Source organism: Gordonia sp. NPDC003422, assembly GCF_053588675.1.
The window spans coordinates 36,379-56,491 of record NZ_JBSFQL010000004.1 but is presented as its reverse complement, the minus strand read 5'-3'; the positions used below and the strand labels follow the sequence as shown (position 1 = coordinate 56,491).

Sequence of the window (20,113 nt, the reverse complement as noted above, 5' to 3'; positions counted from 1 at the left end):
GAGTCAGTTGGGCAGCAGACTCGCTTGTCCGACGACGATGCTGATCGACCCGTTCTTGCGCACCTTGCTTCCCGGGGCGGGGTCTTGCCCGATGACCTTGCCGTCGTCGGGGCTGCCGAGCGGGACGTTGCGCGTCGACCGCGTCAGCGTGCTGCGATCCCAACCTGCCCGGCTCAGCTCGGCCAAGGCTTGGGCGGGGGTGCTGCCGCGGAGATTGGGCATCACGAACAGGTTGCCGCGCGACACCGAGACCTGCACGACGCTGCCCTCGCTGACCTCGACGTCGGCCGACGGCGACGAGCTGACCACTCGACCGGCAGGCTGGTCGGAGTCGACCTGCACGACGACCATGCGGAGCTGGATCTGCTCGAGATACACCTGCGCCTGCTGCCGGGTTTGACCCACCAGATTAGGCACGGTCACCAGCTTGGGACCGTTGCCGATGCGCAGTTCCACGACCCCGGTCACGGGCACCTCGGTGCCGATCATGGGGGCGGTCTCGACCACCTTGTCCTTCAGTTCGGCGGTCGAGTCGACGCGGACGGTCTTGACGTCGGTGAAGCCGAGGCGTTTGAGCATCTCGGTCGCTTCGGGCAGCGTCTTGCCGCGGACGTCGGGGATCTTCTCGCGTGGTGGACCCGACGATATGTAGAGCGTCACCTCGGAACCCTCGGCGGCCATCACGTTGTCGCCGCCCGGTGTGGTGCGGGTCGCGTGGCCGACGTCGATGGTGGCACTCGGCTCCTGGAGTTCCTTGACCTCGAACCCGGCCTTCTCCAGCGCCGACCGCGCGTCGGGTGTGGTCAGGCCCGCGACATCGGGCACCGAGACCTGCCGGGCGGAGTCGTCGGAGCTCCACGGCGCCCAGAAGAACAGCGCAGCGACCAGCAACAAGACCACGGCCGCGACCGCCCCGAACATCACTGGTTTGGAGCGGCGTCGGACCGCCTGCGGCCCGGTGTCGTCGTCCTCGCGTCGATGTGAACCACCGCCGGCCGCCTCGGCGCGCATGGCCTTGCGTGGGCCGGTGTCGATGAACTCGGTGCGTTCGGCGTCCGACAGCAGCAGCGGCGCCGACGGTTTGCCGCCGGCGAGCACCTTGATCAGATCGGCGCGGAGATCGCCCGCCGACTGGTAGCGGTTCTCCTTGTTCTTGCTCATCGCCTTGAGGACCACGGAGTCGAGTTCGCGCGGGATCTCTGGCTTGACGTGCGACGGCCACGGCGGATCCTCGTGGACGTGCTGGTGTGCGACGGCGACCGGCGAATCACCGGTGAACGGCGGCTCCCCGGTGAGCAGCTCGAAGAGCACGCACCCCATCGAGTAGATGTCGCTGCGCGGATCGACCTTGATGCCGCGCGCCTGCTCGGGCGACAGGTACTGCGCGGTGCCCATCACGGCCGACGTCTGCGTCATGGTCGCGCTGGTGTCGCTCATGGCGCGGGCGATACCGAAGTCCATCACCTTGACCGCACCGGACTTGTCGATCATGACGTTGGCCGGTTTCATGTCGCGGTGCACGATGCCGTTGCGGTGTGAGAAGTCCATGGCGGCGGCGACGTCGGCCATCCACGTCATCGCCTGCCGCGGGGCGACCGGACCGTTGGAGCGCAAGATGTCGCGCAGCGTGTCGCCGTCGACGTACTCCATCACGATGAACGGCAGCGGACCGTCGTCGGTCTCGGCCTCACCGGTGTCGAAGACCTGCACGATGGTCGGGTGGTTCAGCTTGGCCGCGTTCTGGGCTTCGCGTCGGAAGCGCAGGTAGAACGTCGGATCGCGGGCCAGATCGGCGCGCAGCACCTTGACCGCGACATCCCGGTGCAGGAGAAGATCGCGGGCGTAGTGGACCTCCGACATACCGCCGAACCCGAGCGTTTCGCCCAGTTCGTAGCGGTCGGAGAGGTGATGCGGCGTCGACATCATGGTATCGGCGGGAAGGACAACCAGGGCGGTGCGGTCTGAGCGCCGGGGTCGGTGCTCTCGCTCGTCTGGGGTTCGGTGGTCGGTGTGGTGGTGTTCTCGGTGGTCGTGCGGGTCGTCGGCCGCCGAGTGGTGGTCGTCGTGGTCGGCGTGGGGGTGTCGTCTTCGGTCTCGGTGGTCTGCGGCGGTGCGACCGTCGTCGTCTGGAACTGCGTCACCGTCGTCGACGACGGGGTCGGCGCGCTCGCCCCCGACGAATCCTTGGTGAGCAACCAGAAGCCGATCAGGCCGATCGCACCGACGAGCAGCGCGGCGGCCACCCCGGCGAGCACCTTCTGGCCGGTGGTCCAGCTGTCATCCGGGGGCGGGATCGGCGTGGAACGGGGGGCGGTCGGCGGGCGTGACGCCGCACTTGCCGGCGCGGTACGGGACAGCGCCGCAGCACCAGCGGCCCCGGCAGCCGCTCCCGCGACCGCGGCGGCACCCGGACGCGGCGGCCGACGACCCGCCCGCACCGCGGCGACGGCGTCGGCGAACTCGCCACCGTTGGCGTAACGCTGACGCGGATCCTTGGCCATCGTGATCTCGATGAGTTCACGCACACCCGACGGCAGGTTGCTCGGCAGCGGCGGCGGGGTTTCCCGAATGTGCTTCATGGCCACCGTGATTGCGCCGTCACCGAGGAACGGTCGGCGGCCGGTGAGCGACTCGTAGCCGACGACGCCGAGCGAATAGACGTCCGACGCCGCGGTCGCCTCGTCGCCGGTGGCCTGCTCGGGCGAGATGTACTGGGCGGTGCCCATCACCATGCCGGTCTGGGTGACCGGTGCGGAGTCCACCGCCTTCGCGATACCGAAATCGGTGATCTTCACCTGGCCGGTCGGGGTGATCAGGATGTTGCCGGGCTTCACGTCGCGGTGCACGAGCCCCTGGCTGTGCGCAGCCTGCAGCGCCCGACCGGTCTGCTCGAGCATGTCGAGGGTGTTGGTCAGCGAGAGCCGGCCGAGACGGGAGATCACCGAGTTGAGCGGCTCACCGTCGACGAGCTCCATCACCAGATAGGCGAGCGCTTCGCCGCCGGCCCGATCGGGTGTCTCGCCGTAGTCGAAGACGTTGGCGATGCCGGGGTTGTTCAGCTTGGCGGTGGTCTGCGCCTCCGCGCGGAACCGTGCGATGAACTCAGGATCGTTGGTGTACTCGGCCTTGAGAACCTTGACCGCCACCCGACGATTCAGCCGGGTGTCGAGCGCCTCCCACACCTGTCCCATACCGCCGGTCGCGATCAGCCTCATCAGGCGGTAGCGATCGGCGATGGTCATGCCGTTCTGCAAGGTCATCGACCTGGACCTCCCACCACTGCGTTGATCACTTCCCGTCCGATCGGTGCGAGATCGGCGCCCACCGACTTCACGCCATTCCTACCGTTTTCCACGACGACCGCAAGGGCCACCTGTGCGTTCGTCGACGGACCGAACGCGATGTACCACGTCACCGGCGTCGCGTTCGGGTCCGACAGTTCGGCCGTCCCGGTTTTCGACGCAACGGTGACAGCGCCGCCGCTACCGTTGGTCTCCTGTTCGGACAGCACCATCATCCGGGTCAGGGTCGACGCCTGATCCGAGGTGATCGGCTGGTTGATCGTCGCCGGTTGAGTGGTCTCGAGGGTGCGCAGATCAGCCGCCTGCAGTTTATCCACCAGGTACGGGCGCATCCGCACGCCACCATTGGCGACGGTAGCGGCGATCATCGCGTTCTGCAGCGGGGTGAGGCGGACGTCGCGCTGACCGATCGCCGATTGGGCGAGCACATCCGGGGAGGTGATCGAACCGACGGTCGACTCGGTCACGGTCATCGGGATGTTCGGTCCGGGCTGATCGATCCCGAACAGCCGGGCGGTCTCGGTGAACACTGTCGTCGCATCTTTCATCTTCGTGGTCACCAGGTCGGCGAACGCGGTATTGCACGAGAACTTGAACGCCGTTTCGAGCGTTACGGTTCCCCCCGACGACCCGGGGCACGTCTCGCCGTCGTAGTTCTCCAAGCTCTGGTTGGTGCCGGGCAGCACGATCGACGGCGACGCGGTCAGCCGGATGCTGGTGTCGATCCCGTCGCGCAGTGCGGCCGCCGACGTGATCACCTTGAACGTCGATCCGGGCGGGTAGAGCTGGTTGATGGCGTGGTTGAGCGTGGGCTGACGCGGATCCTTGGTCAACCGGTCCCAATTGCGGAACTGCTCGTCGGCGTCGTGGCTGGCCAGCAGGTTCGGGTCGAAGCTGGGTGTCGAGACCATCGCGAGGATCTTGCCGGTGTTCGGTTGCAGCGCCACCAGCGAACCGCGGCACGGACCGTCGCACGGCCCGTTGCGCAGGGCGTTGTAGGCGAGCCGCTGGATCCGGGGGTCGATGGTGGTGACGACATTGCCGCCGCGCGGATCACGGCCGGACAGCATGTCCATGAACCGTTGACCGAACAGCCGGTCGTCGGAGCCGTTGAGGATGCTGTTCTCGGCATCCTCGATCTGGCTGTTGCCGTAGATGTGCGAGAAGTAGCCGGTGATGGGTGCGAACCCGAACGCCGTCTCCCCCGGATACACGCGTTGGAACTTGAAGCGGCCGTCGGTGGGCACCGAACTGGCGATCACGGTGCCGCCAGCCGTGATGAGACCACGCTGCCGGGAGAACTCGTCGAGCAGGATGCGGTCGTTGCGGCTGTCGGTGCGCAGGCTGTTGGCCTTGAACACCTGGACGTAGGTCGCGTTGGCCAGTAGTGCCACCATCATCAGGATGACCGCGACCGACACCCGTCGGATCGGCTTGTTCATGCGCGGGTCACCGCCTGCGTGGGCAGCGATTCGACCGGCTTGGGTGCCGGTCGGCGCTTGGCCGGATCGGGCTCGCGGGCCGCGTTGGAGATCCGCACCAGCAGGGCCAGCAGAATGTAGTTGGCCAGCAGCGACGACCCGCCGTACGACATGAACGGCGTCGTCAGACCGGTCAGCGGAATGAGTTTGGTGACGCCGCCGACCACCACGAAGACCTGCATCGCGATGGTGAACGACAGCCCGGTGGCGAGCAGTTTGCCGAAGCTGTCGCGGACGGCGACGCCGGTGCGCAGTCCGCGCATGATCAGCACCAGGAACAGCAGCAGGATCGCGGTGAGGCCGGCCAAGCCGAGTTCCTCGCCGATCGTCGCGATGATGAAGTCGGTGTTGGCGAACGGGACGGTGTTGGGCCGGCCCGACCCCAAACCGGTGCCGAGCAGGCCGCCGGTGGCCAGGCCGAACAGGCTCTGGCCGATCTGATAGCCGTCGCCGTAGAAGTCGGCGAACGGGTCTCGCCAGATGGACACCCGGAGTTGGAGGTGGCTGAACAGCGAGTACGCCAGGACCGCCCCGGCCGCGAACAGCGTCAGACCGATCACCAGCCAGCTGACCCGTTCGGTGGCGACGTACACCATCGTCAGCATCGTGGTGAAGATGAGCAGCGACGTGCCGAGGTCGGACTCGAAGGCCAGCACGCCGATCGCGATCGCCCACGCCGCCAGCAGCGGTCCGAGGTCACGTGCGCGCGGAAAATCCATCCCGAGGAAGTGTCGGCCTGCGGTGGTGAACAGGTCGCGCTTGGCCACCAGGAACGCCGCGGTGAAGATGATGATGAGGATCTTGGAGAACTCGCCGGGCTGAATGTTGAAGAAGGGCGTGCGAATCCAGATCTTGGACCCGTTGATCGTCGACCATCCGGCCGGCAGGATCGCCGGGATCGCGAGGAAGATGATGCCGCCGAGACCGAGGGTGTAGGCGTACCGAGACAGCGTGCGGTGATCGCGTACGACGATGAGGATCGCCGAGAAGGCGATGACGCCGAGGAACGCCCAGAGCAACTGCTGGTCGGCGTTGCTGGTGTGTTCGGTGGGGACGGGTGTCTCGTTGGATGCGGTGCCCAGGTCGAGCCGGTGGATGAGCACCAGGCCCAGCCCGTTGAGGACGGCCACCACCGGCAGCAGGATCGGGTCGGCGTGGGGTGCGTACCGGCGGATCACGAAGTGCGCCGCACCGAACAGCAGGATGTAGGCGCCCACGTACTTGAGGAGCGCCCAGGTGATGGACTGCCCTTGTGCGGCTTGCACGATCAACAGCGCCACCGTGACCAGGCCGATCGCGAACACCAGAAGCAGAAGCTCGGTGTTGCGGCCGGTCTGCTCGTTCGGTTGACGCGGGGGTGCGTGCGGAGCGGGCGCGGACTGGGTCATTTTTGTCGGCAGTCCGGGTAGCCGACAGGTGGGGTGTTCGGCACGGTGCCGGTGGCGTTCGGATCGTCGAGCGGGGGTCGCGTGGTGGACGGTGCCGGAGCGGGGTTCGGGCGCGTCGGCGCCGTGGTGGCGCCCGGAGTCAGCGTCGAATCGGCTCCGCCGCCGCCCGGATATCCGGGTTGGTTGCTCGGCGTCGTCGTGCCGGTCCGCGGTGGCGGAGTGCTCGTCGGCATGTCCTGGCACACCGGAAGCAATTCGCCGCTGATCGAGTTCTCGACCTCGTCACGACTGAGGTTCTTGATCTTCAGGTCGACGATCGACTGCGCGGTGGCCTGTTTCAGATCGAGCAGGCGCAGGGTGCGGGCACATTCCTGGCCCTCGTCCTTGAAGACGATCTGCGGCACCATCTGCGCGTCGGTCTCGATGCATCCGTTCGCCGCAGGCCGATTCATCGTGCGGAAGAGGAACTTCTCCGGCGAACCCTGACGGATCACGACGTTGCCGTCGGTCAGGTTGTTGACCTGGGTGGTGTCGGTGGCGGTCGCGTAGTAGTTGCTGTAGATCGTCGCCCGGATCACGAAGTACCCGATGACGAGTGCAGCGACGACGATCAGCGCCACGCCGAGTGCGATCCAGCGGCCCAGATGACTGCGGCGGCCGGTCGGCGCCGGCTCGTCGAGGACGGTGGGGCGCAACGGTTCCGCGGGTGGCGGCCGCAGCGCAGCGGCGCGTCCGGCCGCGGTCTTCGGGTCCGGGGTGTAGGTGTCTTCGTGGCCGCCGGCGGCACCACCGACGATGGGCCGGGAGTCGCCATATTCGGTGTCGACGACGTCGCCGATCACCACGGTCACGTTGTCCGGACCACCGCCGCGGAGTGCGAGCTCGATGAGGCGGTCGGCGCATTCGCGGGGGTCGGCGATGGAACCCAGTGTCTCCCCGAGGGTTTCCTCGGTCACGACGTCGGACAGGCCGTCGCTGCACAGCAGGTAGCGATCCCCGGCACGGGCCTCGCGCACGGTCAGTGTGGGTTCCACCTCGGTGCCGGTGAGGGCGCGCATGATCAGCGAACGCTGGGGATGGGTGTGCGCCTGTTCGGCCGTGATGCGACCCTCGTCGACCAGGGTCTGGACAAAGGTGTCGTCGCGGGTGATCTGGGTGATCTCGCCGTCGCGATACATGTATCCGCGCGAATCACCGATGTGGCACAACCCAATTCGACTTCCGGCGAACAGGATTGCGGTGAGCGTGGTGCCCATGCCCTCGAGTTCGGGCGACTGCTCCACCTGCGCGGCGATCGCCTCGTTGCCGGCATGGGTGGCGCGGTCGAGCGCGCTGAGGAGGTCGCCGCCGGGTTCGTCGGCGTCGAGGGAGCTGAGCGCCTCGATGACGAGTTGGCTGGCCACCTCGCCGGCCGCGTGCCCGCCCATGCCGTCGGCGAGGGCGAGCAGGCGAGGACCGGCGTACGCCGAATCCTCGTTGTTGGACCGGACCAGGCCACGGTCGCTTCGGGTGAAATAGCGCAGGACAAGGGTCACGGGCGCAACTCGATCACGGTCTTGCCGATCCGTATCGGCGTGCTGATCGGGACCTTGACCGGCGTCGTCACCTTGGTGCGGTCGAGGTAGGTGCCGTTCGTCGACCCGAGATCCTCGATGTACCAGTCGTCGCCGCGGCGCGAGAGCCTCGCGTGGCGTTCTGACGCGTAGTCGTCGGTGAGAACAAGGGTCGAGTCGTCGGCGCGGCCCATGAGGACGGGCTGGCTGCCGAGGCTGATGCGGGTGTTCGCGAGCGCGCCGTGGGTGACGACGAGGTGTCGGGCCGATCCGCGCTGCGCGGGGCTGCGTCGTCGCTTGTCGCTACCGGAATAGCGGGGGAGTCGGAGGCCGCCTGCGCTGGCGATGTCGGTGCGCAGGGTCCGGATCACGGCGAACACGAACAGCCACAGCAGCAGCAGGAACCCGATGCGGGTCAGCTGCAGCACCAAGCCCTGCATCTTTCGTTCACCTCCAGCGCCATCACACGTCCGGTCTGTTCGCTCCGCCCCCTGGCGCCAGTCGAATCAGCAGACCCGACTGCATCTTATGGGCAGATCGCTCAAACTCCGTCATTCGGATATGACAGTTCAGTATCAACCGTGACCGCCGTGCCGTGCGGCACTTCGGTCGGCTCGTCGCGGTAACCACCGCTCCCTGAGGTGCGAGGAGCGCATTCCCCTCCGCTCCCTGAGGTGCGAGGAGCGCCGGCCCCACCGCTCCCTGAGGTGCGAGGAGCGCTAGCGACGAGCCTCGAAGGGCCGGTGAGACGACCTCGCGACCCACCAACCGTCGCAGCTGCTACTGGAAGCGCACCGTGATGTCGGAATGGCCCACCCGGATGCGGTCACCGTCGGCGAGTTCCCAGCTGTTGACCGCGACGTCGTTGACGGTGGTGCCGTTCGTCGAGTTGAGGTCGGTCAGCATCGCGGTGTTGCCGTCCCAGCGGATCTCGACGTGGCGACGCGAGACGCCGGTGTCGGGGAGGCGGAACTGCGCGTCCTGACCACGTCCGATGACGTTGGAACCCTCGTGCAGCTGGAAGGTGCGGTTGCTGCCGTCCTCGAGGAGCAGGGTGATCGACGTCGGTGCATAGCCGGCCGGTGCGCGACCGTAGGCCTCATGCGGCTGCTGATAGTCGTAGCCGGGCTGCTGGCCGTAGGCAGGCTGCTGGCCGTAGGCCTGGTCGTACCCGGGCTGCTGTCCGTAACCCTGGTCGTATCCGGGCTGCTGGCCATAGCCCTGGTCGTACCCGGGCTGCTGTCCGTAACCCTGGTCATATCCGGGTTGCTGGCCATAGCCCTGGTCGTATCCCGGCTGCTGTCCGTAGCCGGGCTGGGCGCCGTAGCCCTGCTCGTAGCCGGGCTGCTGGCCCTGCTCGTATCCCTGCTGTCCGTAGCCGGGCTGCTGTCCGTACTGGTCGTAACCGGGCTGGCCGTACTGGTCGTATCCCTGCTGTCCGTACTGGTCGTATCCGCCCTGTTGGTAGTCGTAGCCACCCTGCTGGCCGTACGCGGGATCGGCGCCCCTGCGCTGGTCGTATCCGGGGTTGTGCGTCATCTCTGGGGCTCCTACTGGTTGTGGGGCATTTTCTTGTGGTCTGTTCGCTTGCACTGGGGGAGGTCCCGCCGGCGGCGGTGGCACCGGACGCGGCGCCGCATCCGGGTTAACGGTGCCCCGTGCCCGGAAAATCCCCGTGTGCAAGGACGGCGATTGGTCGAACTCTACGACGACTTTGCCGTAGGTCTGCCATCCATTGTCTTTGATGAAGTTTTCCAAATGCTTCGAGAATGTCTTGCGATTCAGCTCATATTCGGCCGCGATCTGGTGGTGATCGGTGGGACTGAACAACAAGGTGTAGCTATTTGCCGCGAGTACGGTGCCGTCACCGACGTCCCGTACGGACTCCTGAGCTTCCCGCTGCAACCCGTTCTCAATCTCCTGCGGGGCCACTTGACCACCGAAAACGCGCGCAAAGCTGTCGTCAACCGCACCTTCGAGCTTGCGTTCGATCCGTTGCAGGATCCCCACCCGTGACCTCCTTTCGCGGCATATGAGCGTGTCGCCGTGCATCTGGCCTTGATTGATGATAGCGACAAGTGCAAACAATCGTGCCATCAAGACAACTGGTGCACCGTGTGTAACATCCGCAACAGCTTCTTCGCCAACTCACCATTCAGCCGTTCGACGCTCTTCCCCTGCTGATTTCAGTAGACGAGGCGTCCGTTCTTGCTGGTTGAGCGGGAGGCTCTGAACTGCGAGCTGCTCCTTCATTGCTGGTTGAGCGGCGACGGCTGCCCGACCGCGAGCCGTCCCTTCTTGCTGGTTGAGCGGCGACGTGCGAGCGTAGCGAGTTCGACGCCTGTCGAAACCCCGGTGCGCCGACAGTGTCAGCAACCAGCTGGCCACCCACCGCAACAATCCAGTTTGGAATCGCGACCAACCGGCTGTTATCGTTCTCGGGTCCGTTGGTCTCCCAGGCCGACGAACATGCCCGCCGAGCAATCGGCGGCCACGGGCGAGTGGCGGAATGGCAGACGCGCTGGCTTCAGGTGCCAGTGTCCTTCGGGACGTGGGGGTTCAAGTCCCCCTTCGCCCACCACGGAGCAGTTCAGCTCAAAGTGGTACATCAGGTCAGGTTGCGGAATCGTAGCCTGACCTTTGGTTTTGTCGCGGGCGGCTCGATGGCTCGCCAAAACCTTTGATTGTGGGGACATTGGGTTGACGTGTCCCGTGCAGCGCGTATGCGGGCTATGACTATGTACCGACGTACTCCGGGGATCACGCCTTCCTATCCGGTTTCTCGATGTGGGTATCGATCAAGAACCCGGCAATTGCAAACCCCGCGTTGACCGCGAGCTTCGCATGCCGCGGTGCAGGGCCAACGGAGCGTTTGCCACGACCATGAGCATCGCTGAGGGCATTTCGCATTCCGGCGAGGCCGCTGACGACTGTTGCAGCGCCGCTGAGAATTTGCTTGATGATTTGTTCGGAGTGCTGGTCAGGCGAGACCTCCATCGCCGATGCCGCAACCTTGTAGAGCTTCGCGAGGTCCCAGGAGTTTTCGTAAGCAACTGACCGTTCGTCGCAGATGTGCTTGCAGACACTTTCCAACGTTGTGCGAGTAGCGGTGATCGCGCCGTCTGGGTCGGACGTCACCTTGCCCAGCGCCGCCGTCCACGACTTTGTGACTGCCTGCCAGTCCTCCAGCTTTTCCAAGCCTTGGCTGGCTGCTTTGGCACCTGGGGTCCCATCGGCTAATAGGAGCGAACGGAGCTTCTCGATCTCCTCGTCTGGAGGCATTCCGTACCTACTGCCACCGTCGTAGCTGCAGAGCTCGAGCAGAAAGGTCTTCTGCTGCTGCAACGGCATTGACTTGAGGCCAGCTTGGAAGATCTGCCACCGTGACATGGCTCCACCACCCCAGCCCTGGTACGGGCCAAGCGCATCGGTGTACTCGGCAAAGATCTCGTGGATCTCGGGGCCGCTGAATCCTGTCTCGCGCGCGAACATATCGGTGGCTAGCTTCATGACGCGGTAGGGCAGGTCGTTCGTCTTCGAGGACACGTACTCATTGTTGGCTATGAATCACTGGATCGCGTGAAGCTCCATCGAGTCAGTACCGCCGGCGGGTGCCAGGACTTCCCCCATTCCGTCGGCCGACGCCGATAAGGTTTCTGACCGGGCGGCACGATGGCAGCCCGTAGGTGAGCCGGAGGAGTACAGCTGTGCGTTTGAGCGCCGACAAGACCGTGAAGTGGACTGCAGCGTCCGCGCCCGACGGGGTTGCTCCTGAGAAGGTCTATTTCGGCCCGGACCCGCACCACCTCGGAGGCTTCCAGGTTGCTGTCGCGCGTGCTGCCTCGGCGCCGTCCCGCCAAGTGCTTCGAGAACTCTTTAACGCGCGCAAGGGCAAGACGCAGGTCCAGCTCATCATCGCAATACTCCACGACGAGACCGCTTACATGTTTGGCCCCGACCCTCAGGCGCAGGCCGTTGAACTCCCGATCGAACAGGCTCAGCGTCAGCTTCAGTCCGTGCTTGCCGAACCTGACGTGCTGGCCGCGACGGAGCGATACGCAGCCTTCCGGAAGGCGAACGACACTACGGGTGTCGTGGGCTTTACCAATAGCGGTCTGTTTGCGACGCACCACATTACGAGCAATGTCCCGAAGCGATCCGACTGGGAGGCTCTCGGCAAGAACGCCGCGCCACTGCTCAGCAAGCGGGGTAGGCAGCTTGTCGAGGCTCTTGGGTTCGGCACGTCACCAGGGCCAAACGGAACGATGCTGCTTTCGACGGGTGGCCACCCGCCTCGCGCGGTTGCAGTTCTACTTGACGACTCCGAGCACTTTGACACTAAGACCCAGCGCTTCCAGCTTTCGCCGGTGGCGTTTGGCCTGGCGGTCGCGTCGAGGCAGGAGGTTCCGTGGCTCGTCGTGCTTCGGAAGGATCAGATCAGGCTGTACCCGGGCCGCGACGGTGTCGGCGTTGGATCCAAGGGCCAGGCCGACACGTTCTTCGAGGTCGACTTGTCGACCATCGATTCCGAGTTCGCTGCCCTGCTTCCCCTGGTGTTTTCTGCGGATGCACTCGTCGCCGATGGCACAGCAGATGGACTGCTGCGCGACAGTGCCCGTTACGCGACAGAGTTGGGCGCGCGCCTTCGGGAGCGAATTTACGACGAGATTGTTCCTCCTCTGGCGGTCGAAGTCGCACACCGTCTTGCGAAGAACGCAGGTGTGAAACTCGATGCTGATGGACTCGCGCTCGCCTACCGTGTCACCCTTCATATTCTCTTTCGACTGATCTTCCAGGCATATGCCGAGGACCGTGGCCTTCTGCCGTCTGGCCGAAACGAGGGCTTCGACGCAAACAGCCTCAAGACAAACGCCCGACGATTACTCGACGCGGATACTAGCGACTTCGGAGATTCATCCACTATCTGGTTCGACCTCGTGCAGGTGTGGAACGCGATCGATCACGGTAACCCGCAGTGGCAGATTCCCGCATATAACGGAGGGCTTTTCTCCACGGACCCGGACCGATCGCCCGAAGGCGCACTTATAAAGCGAATCGAGCTGCCGGATAATGTGCTCGGCCCAGCGCTCAAGAGTCTTCTCATTGACATTAACGAGGACGGAGTACTCGGCGCTGTCGACTTCCGCTCGCTGAGCGTTCGCGAGTTCGGCACTATCTACGAGGGCCTCCTGGAGAGTTCGCTCTCTCTTGCCGAGGAGAACCTCACGGTTGACAAGAATGGAGCGTGGGTACCGGCGAAGCGTGGTGATGAGGTGTGGGCGCGCTCCGGGGAGGTCTACTTCCACACAGCGTCTGGAGAGCGAAAAGCGACCGGTTCCTACTTCACGCCAAAGATAGTCGTGGATCACCTCATAGAGCGGTCGATTGTCCCCGCACTCGGTGTCCATCTACAGAAGATTGCCGATCACCTAAACAACGGTGATGCATCCGCCGCTGCACGTGACTTCTTCGATTTCCGCGCGGCAGACCTCGCGATGGGCTCTGGGCACTTCCTAGTCGCGGCCGTCGACAAGATCGAAGCGCTCATGCGCACTTTCCTTACGGACCATGCAGTTCCAGGCGTTGTCGAGGAGCTGTTAAGGCTCGCGGAGGTCGCACGGAACGCTCTCGGCACCGACGATGTCGCCAAGAGCGAGGTCGACGAGGTGGGCCTTCTGCGTCGGCAAGTCGCGCGCCGCTGCGTCTATGGCCTCGACATCAATCCGATGGCGGTCGAATTGGCTCGCCTCGCCCTGTGGATTCACACGTTCGTGCCCGGCCTCCCTATGAGCAACCTCGACCATGGGTTGGTGAACGCCAATAGCCTTACTGGTATCGGCACAATCGACGAGGCACTCGATGCTCTGCAGCCCGGCCGTAAACCGGGTGAGATCAGCCTCTTCGATGAAATTCTCACCGATCAATTGGCGTCCTCGAAGACCCTGCTTATCGATGTTGCAAGCGCCAGCGAGGCGAACAAGGCAGAGGTGCAAGAGGGCGCGCGGATGCTTGCTAGAGCGCGTGCGTCTGCAGCTACCGCAAACAAGATCTTTGACGCTGCTGTTGCTGCACGGATCGGTTGGATCCAGCCTGGACTAATTGTGGACAAACCGTCCTTGCAATCAGTCCTTGAGCGCCCCGAGACAGCGAAAGCCGCGGAGCAACTCAACCCAGCTCACATGCCGTACCTCTTTCCAGAGGTCTTTCTGCGTGATCGGCCCGGGTTTGATGTAATCCTTGGCAACCCTCCCTGGGAGACCGTCAAGGTAGAGGAACAGAAGTGGTGGGGCCTCAGGATGCCGGGGCTGCGTTCACTGCCGCAGAAGCAGAAACGAGCCGGACTCGTTGCCTTCCAGAAGGCGCGACCGGACCTTGTTGACGAATATGAGGCTGAACGACAGACAGTTGACGCCTACGCCACCGTGCTGCGGACAGGCCCATTCGTTCTTGGGAGCGGGGACGTCGACCTCTACCAGGCGTTCGCGTGGCGAAACTGGCAACTACTGCGGCTCGGGGGACGAAGTGCCGTCGTACTCCCAAGAACAGCTTTGTCAGGGTCACCGCTCGAACACTGGAGAAGACTCGTGTTGGCCGAGGGGTCCTTTGCGGACGTGTGCTTCCTGCTCAACAACCAGCAGTGGGTGTTCCCAGAAGTCCACCCGCAGTACACAATCGGTTTGACTGTCATGGAGCGAGGCGGAGATCAGCTCGTCAGGTGGGCAGGACCGTTCGCTAGCGAGGAAGCCTTTGCTAGAGGAGCGGATAAGTTGGCGTCAGTTCCGAGTGACGAGTTCGCCACGTGGTCGAATGCCGCATCGTTTCCACTTATTCCTGATCCGAAATCAGCCGAAGTATTCCGACAGATGAAGAAGAGCCCGCGATTCGATGAATCACGTTCGGGCTGGGAGTTTCGCCTAACCAATGAGTTACATTCTACTAACGATCGCTCGCTCTATAATTTCGATTTAGCCAAAAGCGCAGGAAAGACTCCCGTACTTGCTGGCTCGTCCTTCAATTTGTGGACGCCTGACGCTGGCGACCCGTATGCGTACAGTGTCACTTCGAAGCTGCGTGAGCACCTGAAAAAGAAGCTCGCGACGCAACTTCGGCAGCGCAGGTCCGCTTACTTCGGGATGACTTTCGGCGTAAAAGACCTTCCGATGGATCACGCCAGGATCGTCTTCAGAAAAATTGCACGTCCGAGTGACAGTCGCACCTCAATCGCATGCCTCATTCCACCAAGGAGCTCGATCACCGAGGCTGGGCAGATTGTTGTGACCGTTCAAGGTGATCCGAAGGCGGAGGCATACTTGCTCGGCGTTCTCAGCAGCATTCCATTCGACTGGGCGGCCAGACGGTGGGTCGAGCTAAATTTCAACTTCTACCTGATGAATCCGATGCCTGTGCCCAGATACACGCCTGGTGGTCCGTTGACGACGCGCATGGTAGAGATCGCTGGAAAGCTCGCCGCCGTTGATGAGCGTTACGCCGATTGGGCGGCCGCGGTTGGCGTTCGGGTCAGCTCAGTGAAATCGGCCCCCGAGAAGGACAGCCTGATTGCCGAACTCGATGCGCTGGTGAGTCTGATGTACGGCCTTGAGGAGGATCAGGTCGAGCACGTGTTTGCAACTTTCCACCGTGGTTGGAACTACGAGGCCCGTCTCGACGCGGTCATTACTCACTATCGAGAGTGGAAGGGTAAGGCATGACCCAGCTTCCTGACTTTGCGACCAATCACGCATCGACCGAAGCCGGGCTCACGGTTGCTGACAAAGTCAATGAACTGTTCTGTCTGCTGCGTGAGAACAAACTGACTGCTCCACCGATTGCTATCGCGACGGCCTACGTCAACCCAGCGGGCTTCGCGCTTCTCGCTGACGAGTTGGAATTAGCGCCCCGAGTACGGCTGTTGCTCGGTGCTGAACCCGAGGAGGAATCGGTCCGGGCAATCACATCGGGTGACTCCGATCAGGACGCGCGACGAGATGCTGCACTCGAACACCACCAGGCCTGGCTGGAAGCGGAGCGGGACACAATGGGCTTCGCTCGTACTCCTACGGCCGAGGCGAAGCGGATGGTCGAGTGGCTGAAGAGCATTGACGTCGAACAGAATCCAAGAGTCGAGGTGCGTCGCTATTCGGGGGGCTTTCTGCACGGGAAGACGTACCTTGTCGAGGACAGCGCGGCGCAAGCCGCGATTGCGGGGTCGTCGAATATGACTTACGCGGGCCTCGCCCGCAATGCGGAGTTGAATCTTGGCACGGGTGGTGGGACGAGTGCGGCCGGGAAGGTGCGGGAGTGGTTCGAGCACTACTGGTCACAGAGCGACCCGTATGACCTCGCTGAGCTCTACGGCCGCCTGTGGGATCCGCATACGCCGTGGGTGGTCTACCTTCGGATGCTTTGGGAACTGTATGGCGAGCACCTCGATTCCGACGAGAACCCTGAACCCCACACGCGCCTTGAGCTGACGCGCTTTCAGGCGGATGGGGTGGTGCGTATGGAGCGCCTTCTCGATGAGCACGGCGGTGTCCTGGTCGCCGATGAGGTTGGCTTGGGAAAGACATATCTTGCGGGCGAGGTCATCTACCGAACAGCAAACATCAATCGGCAGCGGGTGCTCATCGTCGCGCCGGCCGCGCTGAAATCGTCGATGTGGGAACCGTTCTTGGAATCCTACGACTTCAGCCGCTGGGTGAAGGTCTACTCCTACGAGGAGGTACGCAACCGCCTCGACCCGGACAGAGGGCCGATTGACACGTTCCTCCAAGAAGTTGCGGACTATTCACTCGTCGTCATCGACGAGGCGCACAACCTGCGCAACTCGGGAGCCCAGCGGTCAGGTGCAGTGGATCGGGTCATCACCGCTGGTGGGCCCAAACGCGTTGTGTTGCTTACTGCTACGCCTGTCAATAACTCGCTCACCGATCTCGAAACTCTGGTGAAGTACTTCATCCGCGACGACGCCCGCTTTGCGGCGCTGGGAATCCCGAGCATCCGCGAGTACATCAAGCACGCGCAGGCCATGGATCCCGTCAATCTGACACCCGAGCATCTGTTTGACCTGATGGATCAGGTTGCGGTGCGTCGGACCCGAAAGTTCGTCAAGGAGCATTACGCCAACGAGCTGATCCGGGGCGCGGATGGGCAGCTGACCACTCTGAGGTTCCCGCAGCCCAAGGTTCGCCGTATCGACTACGACCTCAACGATGACGGCCTGGCTCTCATTGACGCGATGGTCTACGCGCTCGACGACCCGACCGATCCACACGCCACACGCGCGTGGGAAGAACGCAGTCGCGATCCGCAGCGGCTGATGCTCGCACGCTACCTCTCCAGCATGTACACGGTCGACCACGACTTGCAGGAATACCAGATCACCAACGCAGGCCTGCTTCGGTCCGGCCTCCTCAAGCGACTCGAATCCAGTCCACAGGCGCTCCACGCCTCTCTCGAAAACATGATCGCCTCCCACGAGAGCTTCCTGGAGGCGCTCGGAAAGGGCTTCGTCCTCAAAGGCGAAGCGCTGAGTGATTGGGTCTCCTCCGACTCCGACGACCTCGACGCCTTCGTGGCCGAATTCGACAACGACGAACAGATCGAATCGGTCGACGGTTACCACCTCACCGAACTTCAGGGTGACGTCGAGTCCGACATCGCTTTGCTCTGTGAGCTGCGAGATCTCGCCCACGTTGTGATCGAAGGTGTCGAGCCCAAGGTTGAGCAACTCATCGAGGAACTGACGACGATTGCGGCCGACGCGCAGCGCGTCGACCCGCGCGGTCTCTCGCATGCCGACCGCCGGAAAGTCATCGTATTCTCGGCCTTCACCGACACGATCATCCCCATCCACGAGGCCGTCGTGGAAGCAATCGAATCAGCGCCCGCAGGATCTCCGTTGGCCGACTACCGTGCTCGCATCGCCCCGCCAATCATGGGCTCCTACGCCAGAACCCACGAACGCGGAGCAACCGGCGGCGTCGACCAAGGAGGCCGAGCGTCAACCATCGCCGGCTTCGCACCCGCGACGGCCGGACCTCGAAACGCAAAGGGCGAGCCAGCGGCGAAGGACGAGTTCGACATCCTCTTCACCACCGATGTGCTCTCCGAGGGTGTGAACCTCCAACAAGCCGGGCAGATGATCAACTATGACCTGCCATGGAACCCCATGCGAATCGTCCAGCGACACGGTCGTGTCGACCGCATCGGCTCCAAGCACGACTACGTCCACTTGGGGCTCTTCTTCCCGGCCGAACGCCTCGACGCCCTGCTGGACCTAGAGGCACGTCTTGAAGCAAAGCTGGCGCTAGCCGATGCGGCGGTCGGGGCAGGGAGCGTACTCCCGGGCCGCGGACCAGGACACGAAGTGAATCTCACCGACGACCAAGTCGTCGACGAGTTCGAGAAGCTACTCGACGCCGGTGGATCGAGTGCCTCACTGTCCGGCGAGGAGTACCGTCGGCGACTGTCCAGTGCGTTCAACATGGACCCGCTGCTGAAAGCCGACATCCTCAGTCTCCCCTACGGTTCGGGAAGCGGATTCGTGAACCCCGTGGTGAACGGCAACGGCTACGTCTTTTGCATCAAGATCGGAAAGAGCCCGAAGCCCTGGTTCAGATATGTGCCGGTCGACGACGACTGGTCGCTCCGCCACAACGAAGACGGCCAACCATTGATCTCTCCCGACACACTCCTTTCCCTCCGCGTCGCCGATCCACAAAACGCCAGCGCTGATCGATGGCTCCCCGACGGGGTCTACGGCCACGCATTCGACGCGTGGGAGGTCGCCCGCGACAGCGTCTACAACGTCTGGCAGGAGCTAACCGACCCGAATGCGTTCCAACCCGACCTGCCATTGTCCTTCCGGGACGCATACGCACTCGTGTTTAAGAGAGGCGGGTATCTCGGCAGGGACGCTCAGATCGCGCTCGCCAATCGCCTACGCAGCGTCCCCTCCGCCAAAGTGTCGCGTCAGGTCCGTGGGGCCATCAACCAAGGTCGCACCGATGAGGAACGCATCAAGCTCGTCACCGAGGTGCTAGACGAGGCCGGAATCAGCGCGCCACCGCCACGCGAACCCCTCCCCGATGTCGAGAAGCACGAAGTCCGCCTCGTGACCTGGCTCGCCGTGAAAGGTACACGGGCACTTGAGGAGACAGCACAGTGACCTTCGATGCACGCTACTCCGTCGATCAAAGCCTGCACCACCTCGCGCAGCGACTCGACCCGATCATCGGCACCAAGTTGGCGCCCAGCCTCAGCGGCCTTCCATGGCCGACAGTCCTGAGTGAGCTCGACAAGATGAAGGGCAAACCACCCAAGTCTTACTCTGCTGAAGACCTGCAATCGCAACTCAGAATGATCACCGAACGCCTCGGCAAACTCGGGTTCCCGTTTGATGACTACACACGCGTGGTCACCACGCTCGGCAACGAACTGCGGATTGTCCGAAACCGGTGGGCACACCATGATGACCTGACTACATTGGATGCCTGGCGCGCAAACGATTTCGCGGTACGACTCCTAGAGCACTTCGGTGACGACCAGGGTGCCGCCGATGCGCGAAAGCTTCGTGACGAAGCATTCGACGCCTTGGTCGAGGCGAAAGTTCTCGCTGAGCACGTCGCACCGACGCCTCCGCAACAGCACACCGAGGCGCCGGAGCCCGATGCCGAAGCTGAGCCGGACTCGGACGTCGTCCGCCCAGACCCTGCCGTGTTGAAGCGCTCCGACTCTGCGAGCACCCCAACCATCGGCTCCGGACGGTCGGAGTTCGAACCGTGGACAGTCGTCGTGGTCGGTGATGTTGATGTTCTCGATGCCTTGCCGAAGAAGGTCGCCAAGGAACAGGTCCGTGCTGTCGCGACTGAGATCGCCGAGTTCGAAGGCCCGATCCACATCAATCGGCTGGCCCAGCTCACAGCTGCATCCTTTGGAGTGCGACGGCTTTGGCCGGCGCGCGAGAAGAAGCTGATCTACCAGATCAAGCAGACCGGGCTGGTCATCGATACCGACAAAAGTGTCTGGCCAACCGATCTCGATCCAGCAACATGGGCTGAGTTCCGTCCCAACGACAGCACTGTCGACCGACCTTTCACCGAGATCAGTCCAGCCGAGATTGCTAACGCAATGCGCTTGCTTCGAGCCGACAACCCAGCGATCAGCGACGCCGACCTCGACGCGGCGACCCTTCGAACCTTTGGACGGAAGCGAAAGACCAAGCAGTTCGCTGCACAACTTGAACGGGCGCGACATCTCGTTGATCAGAAGTGATCGGACCGGAATTCACTCCAGGCTCCGGCGAGTTTACGCAGCAACGAGGAGTGCAGGGATCGGGTGGAGCATTGTTCGCTGCGATGCGACGGCGCGGTGTAGCCGAGGACTTCCCC

The 20,113-nt window shown here is 63.5% G+C and carries 11 protein-coding genes and 1 tRNA gene; 4 read left to right on the top strand and 8 right to left on the bottom strand.

Annotation, left to right across the window (positions count from 1 at the left end; all coding sequences use genetic code 11):
* Positions 1–3: 3 nt before the first annotated feature.
* The 7 genes from pknB to ACWDTF_RS05075 all read right to left on the bottom strand — a co-directional run bounded on the left by pknB (position 4) and on the right by ACWDTF_RS05075 (position 9,734).
* Entirely contained in the window at positions 4–1,923 is a 1,920-nt protein-coding gene (gene pknB / locus ACWDTF_RS05105) for a Stk1 family PASTA domain-containing Ser/Thr kinase (protein ID WP_449754052.1), read from the bottom strand.
* Positions 1,923–3,260: a protein kinase domain-containing protein gene (locus ACWDTF_RS05100; RefSeq protein ID WP_240860449.1), complete on the bottom strand. Its 1,338-nt coding sequence runs from the start codon at positions 3,258–3,260 to the stop codon at positions 1,923–1,925. Before ACWDTF_RS05100 ends, pknB begins: the two co-directional genes overlap by 1 nt.
* On the bottom strand, positions 3,257–4,744 hold the full coding sequence (locus ACWDTF_RS05095; protein WP_240860448.1) for a penicillin-binding transpeptidase domain-containing protein: 1,488 nt from the start codon (positions 4,742–4,744) through the stop codon (positions 3,257–3,259). Before ACWDTF_RS05095 ends, ACWDTF_RS05100 begins: the two co-directional genes overlap by 4 nt.
* Complete coding sequence (locus ACWDTF_RS05090; protein WP_449754051.1) at positions 4,741–6,171, bottom strand: FtsW/RodA/SpoVE family cell cycle protein; 1,431 nt, start codon at positions 6,169–6,171, stop codon at positions 4,741–4,743. The genes ACWDTF_RS05095 and ACWDTF_RS05090 overlap by 4 nt, the downstream gene beginning before the upstream one ends.
* Complete coding sequence (locus ACWDTF_RS05085; protein ID WP_240860443.1) at positions 6,168–7,706, bottom strand: PP2C family protein-serine/threonine phosphatase; 1,539 nt, start codon at positions 7,704–7,706, stop codon at positions 6,168–6,170. Before ACWDTF_RS05085 ends, ACWDTF_RS05090 begins: the two co-directional genes overlap by 4 nt.
* The gene (locus ACWDTF_RS05080) at positions 7,703–8,164 is read right to left on the bottom strand and encodes an FHA domain-containing protein FhaB/FipA (RefSeq protein WP_449754050.1); all 462 of its coding nucleotides are present in this window, start codon (positions 8,162–8,164) and stop codon (positions 7,703–7,705) included. Before ACWDTF_RS05080 ends, ACWDTF_RS05085 begins: the two co-directional genes overlap by 4 nt.
* A 340-nt stretch (positions 8,165–8,504) precedes the next feature.
* Entirely contained in the window at positions 8,505–9,734 is a 1,230-nt protein-coding gene (locus ACWDTF_RS05075; protein ID WP_308221065.1) for an FhaA domain-containing protein, read from the bottom strand.
* Between the two features lie 485 nt (positions 9,735–10,219).
* Between ACWDTF_RS05075 and ACWDTF_RS05070 the strand changes: the two genes are divergently transcribed.
* A tRNA-Leu gene (locus tag ACWDTF_RS05070) sits at positions 10,220–10,305 on the top strand.
* A gap of 179 nt (positions 10,306–10,484) precedes the next feature.
* Here ACWDTF_RS05070 and ACWDTF_RS05065 read toward each other — a convergent pair.
* The gene (locus ACWDTF_RS05065; RefSeq protein WP_012831983.1) at positions 10,485–11,270 is read right to left on the bottom strand and encodes an abortive infection family protein; all 786 of its coding nucleotides are present in this window, start codon (positions 11,268–11,270) and stop codon (positions 10,485–10,487) included.
* A 161-nt stretch (positions 11,271–11,431) separates the two neighbouring features.
* Here ACWDTF_RS05065 and ACWDTF_RS05060 point away from each other — a divergent pair, with 161 nt between their 5' ends.
* From ACWDTF_RS05060 to ACWDTF_RS05050, 3 genes are read left to right on the top strand one after another with little or no spacing between them, the layout of a single operon-like run.
* Complete coding sequence (locus ACWDTF_RS05060; RefSeq protein WP_449754049.1) at positions 11,432–15,433, top strand: Eco57I restriction-modification methylase domain-containing protein; 4,002 nt, start codon at positions 11,432–11,434, stop codon at positions 15,431–15,433.
* Positions 15,430–18,891 carry a helicase-related protein gene (locus tag ACWDTF_RS05055; RefSeq protein ID WP_449754048.1) on the top strand — a complete coding sequence of 1,154 codons (3,462 nt, stop codon included), beginning with the start codon at positions 15,430–15,432 and terminating at the stop codon, positions 18,889–18,891. The genes ACWDTF_RS05060 and ACWDTF_RS05055 overlap by 4 nt, the downstream gene beginning before the upstream one ends.
* Positions 18,888–19,997, top strand: coding sequence for a Swt1 family HEPN domain-containing protein (locus ACWDTF_RS05050; protein WP_449754047.1), 1,110 nt, complete (start codon positions 18,888–18,890; stop codon positions 19,995–19,997). The genes ACWDTF_RS05055 and ACWDTF_RS05050 overlap by 4 nt, the downstream gene beginning before the upstream one ends.
* Positions 19,998–20,113: the final 116 nt, after the last annotated feature.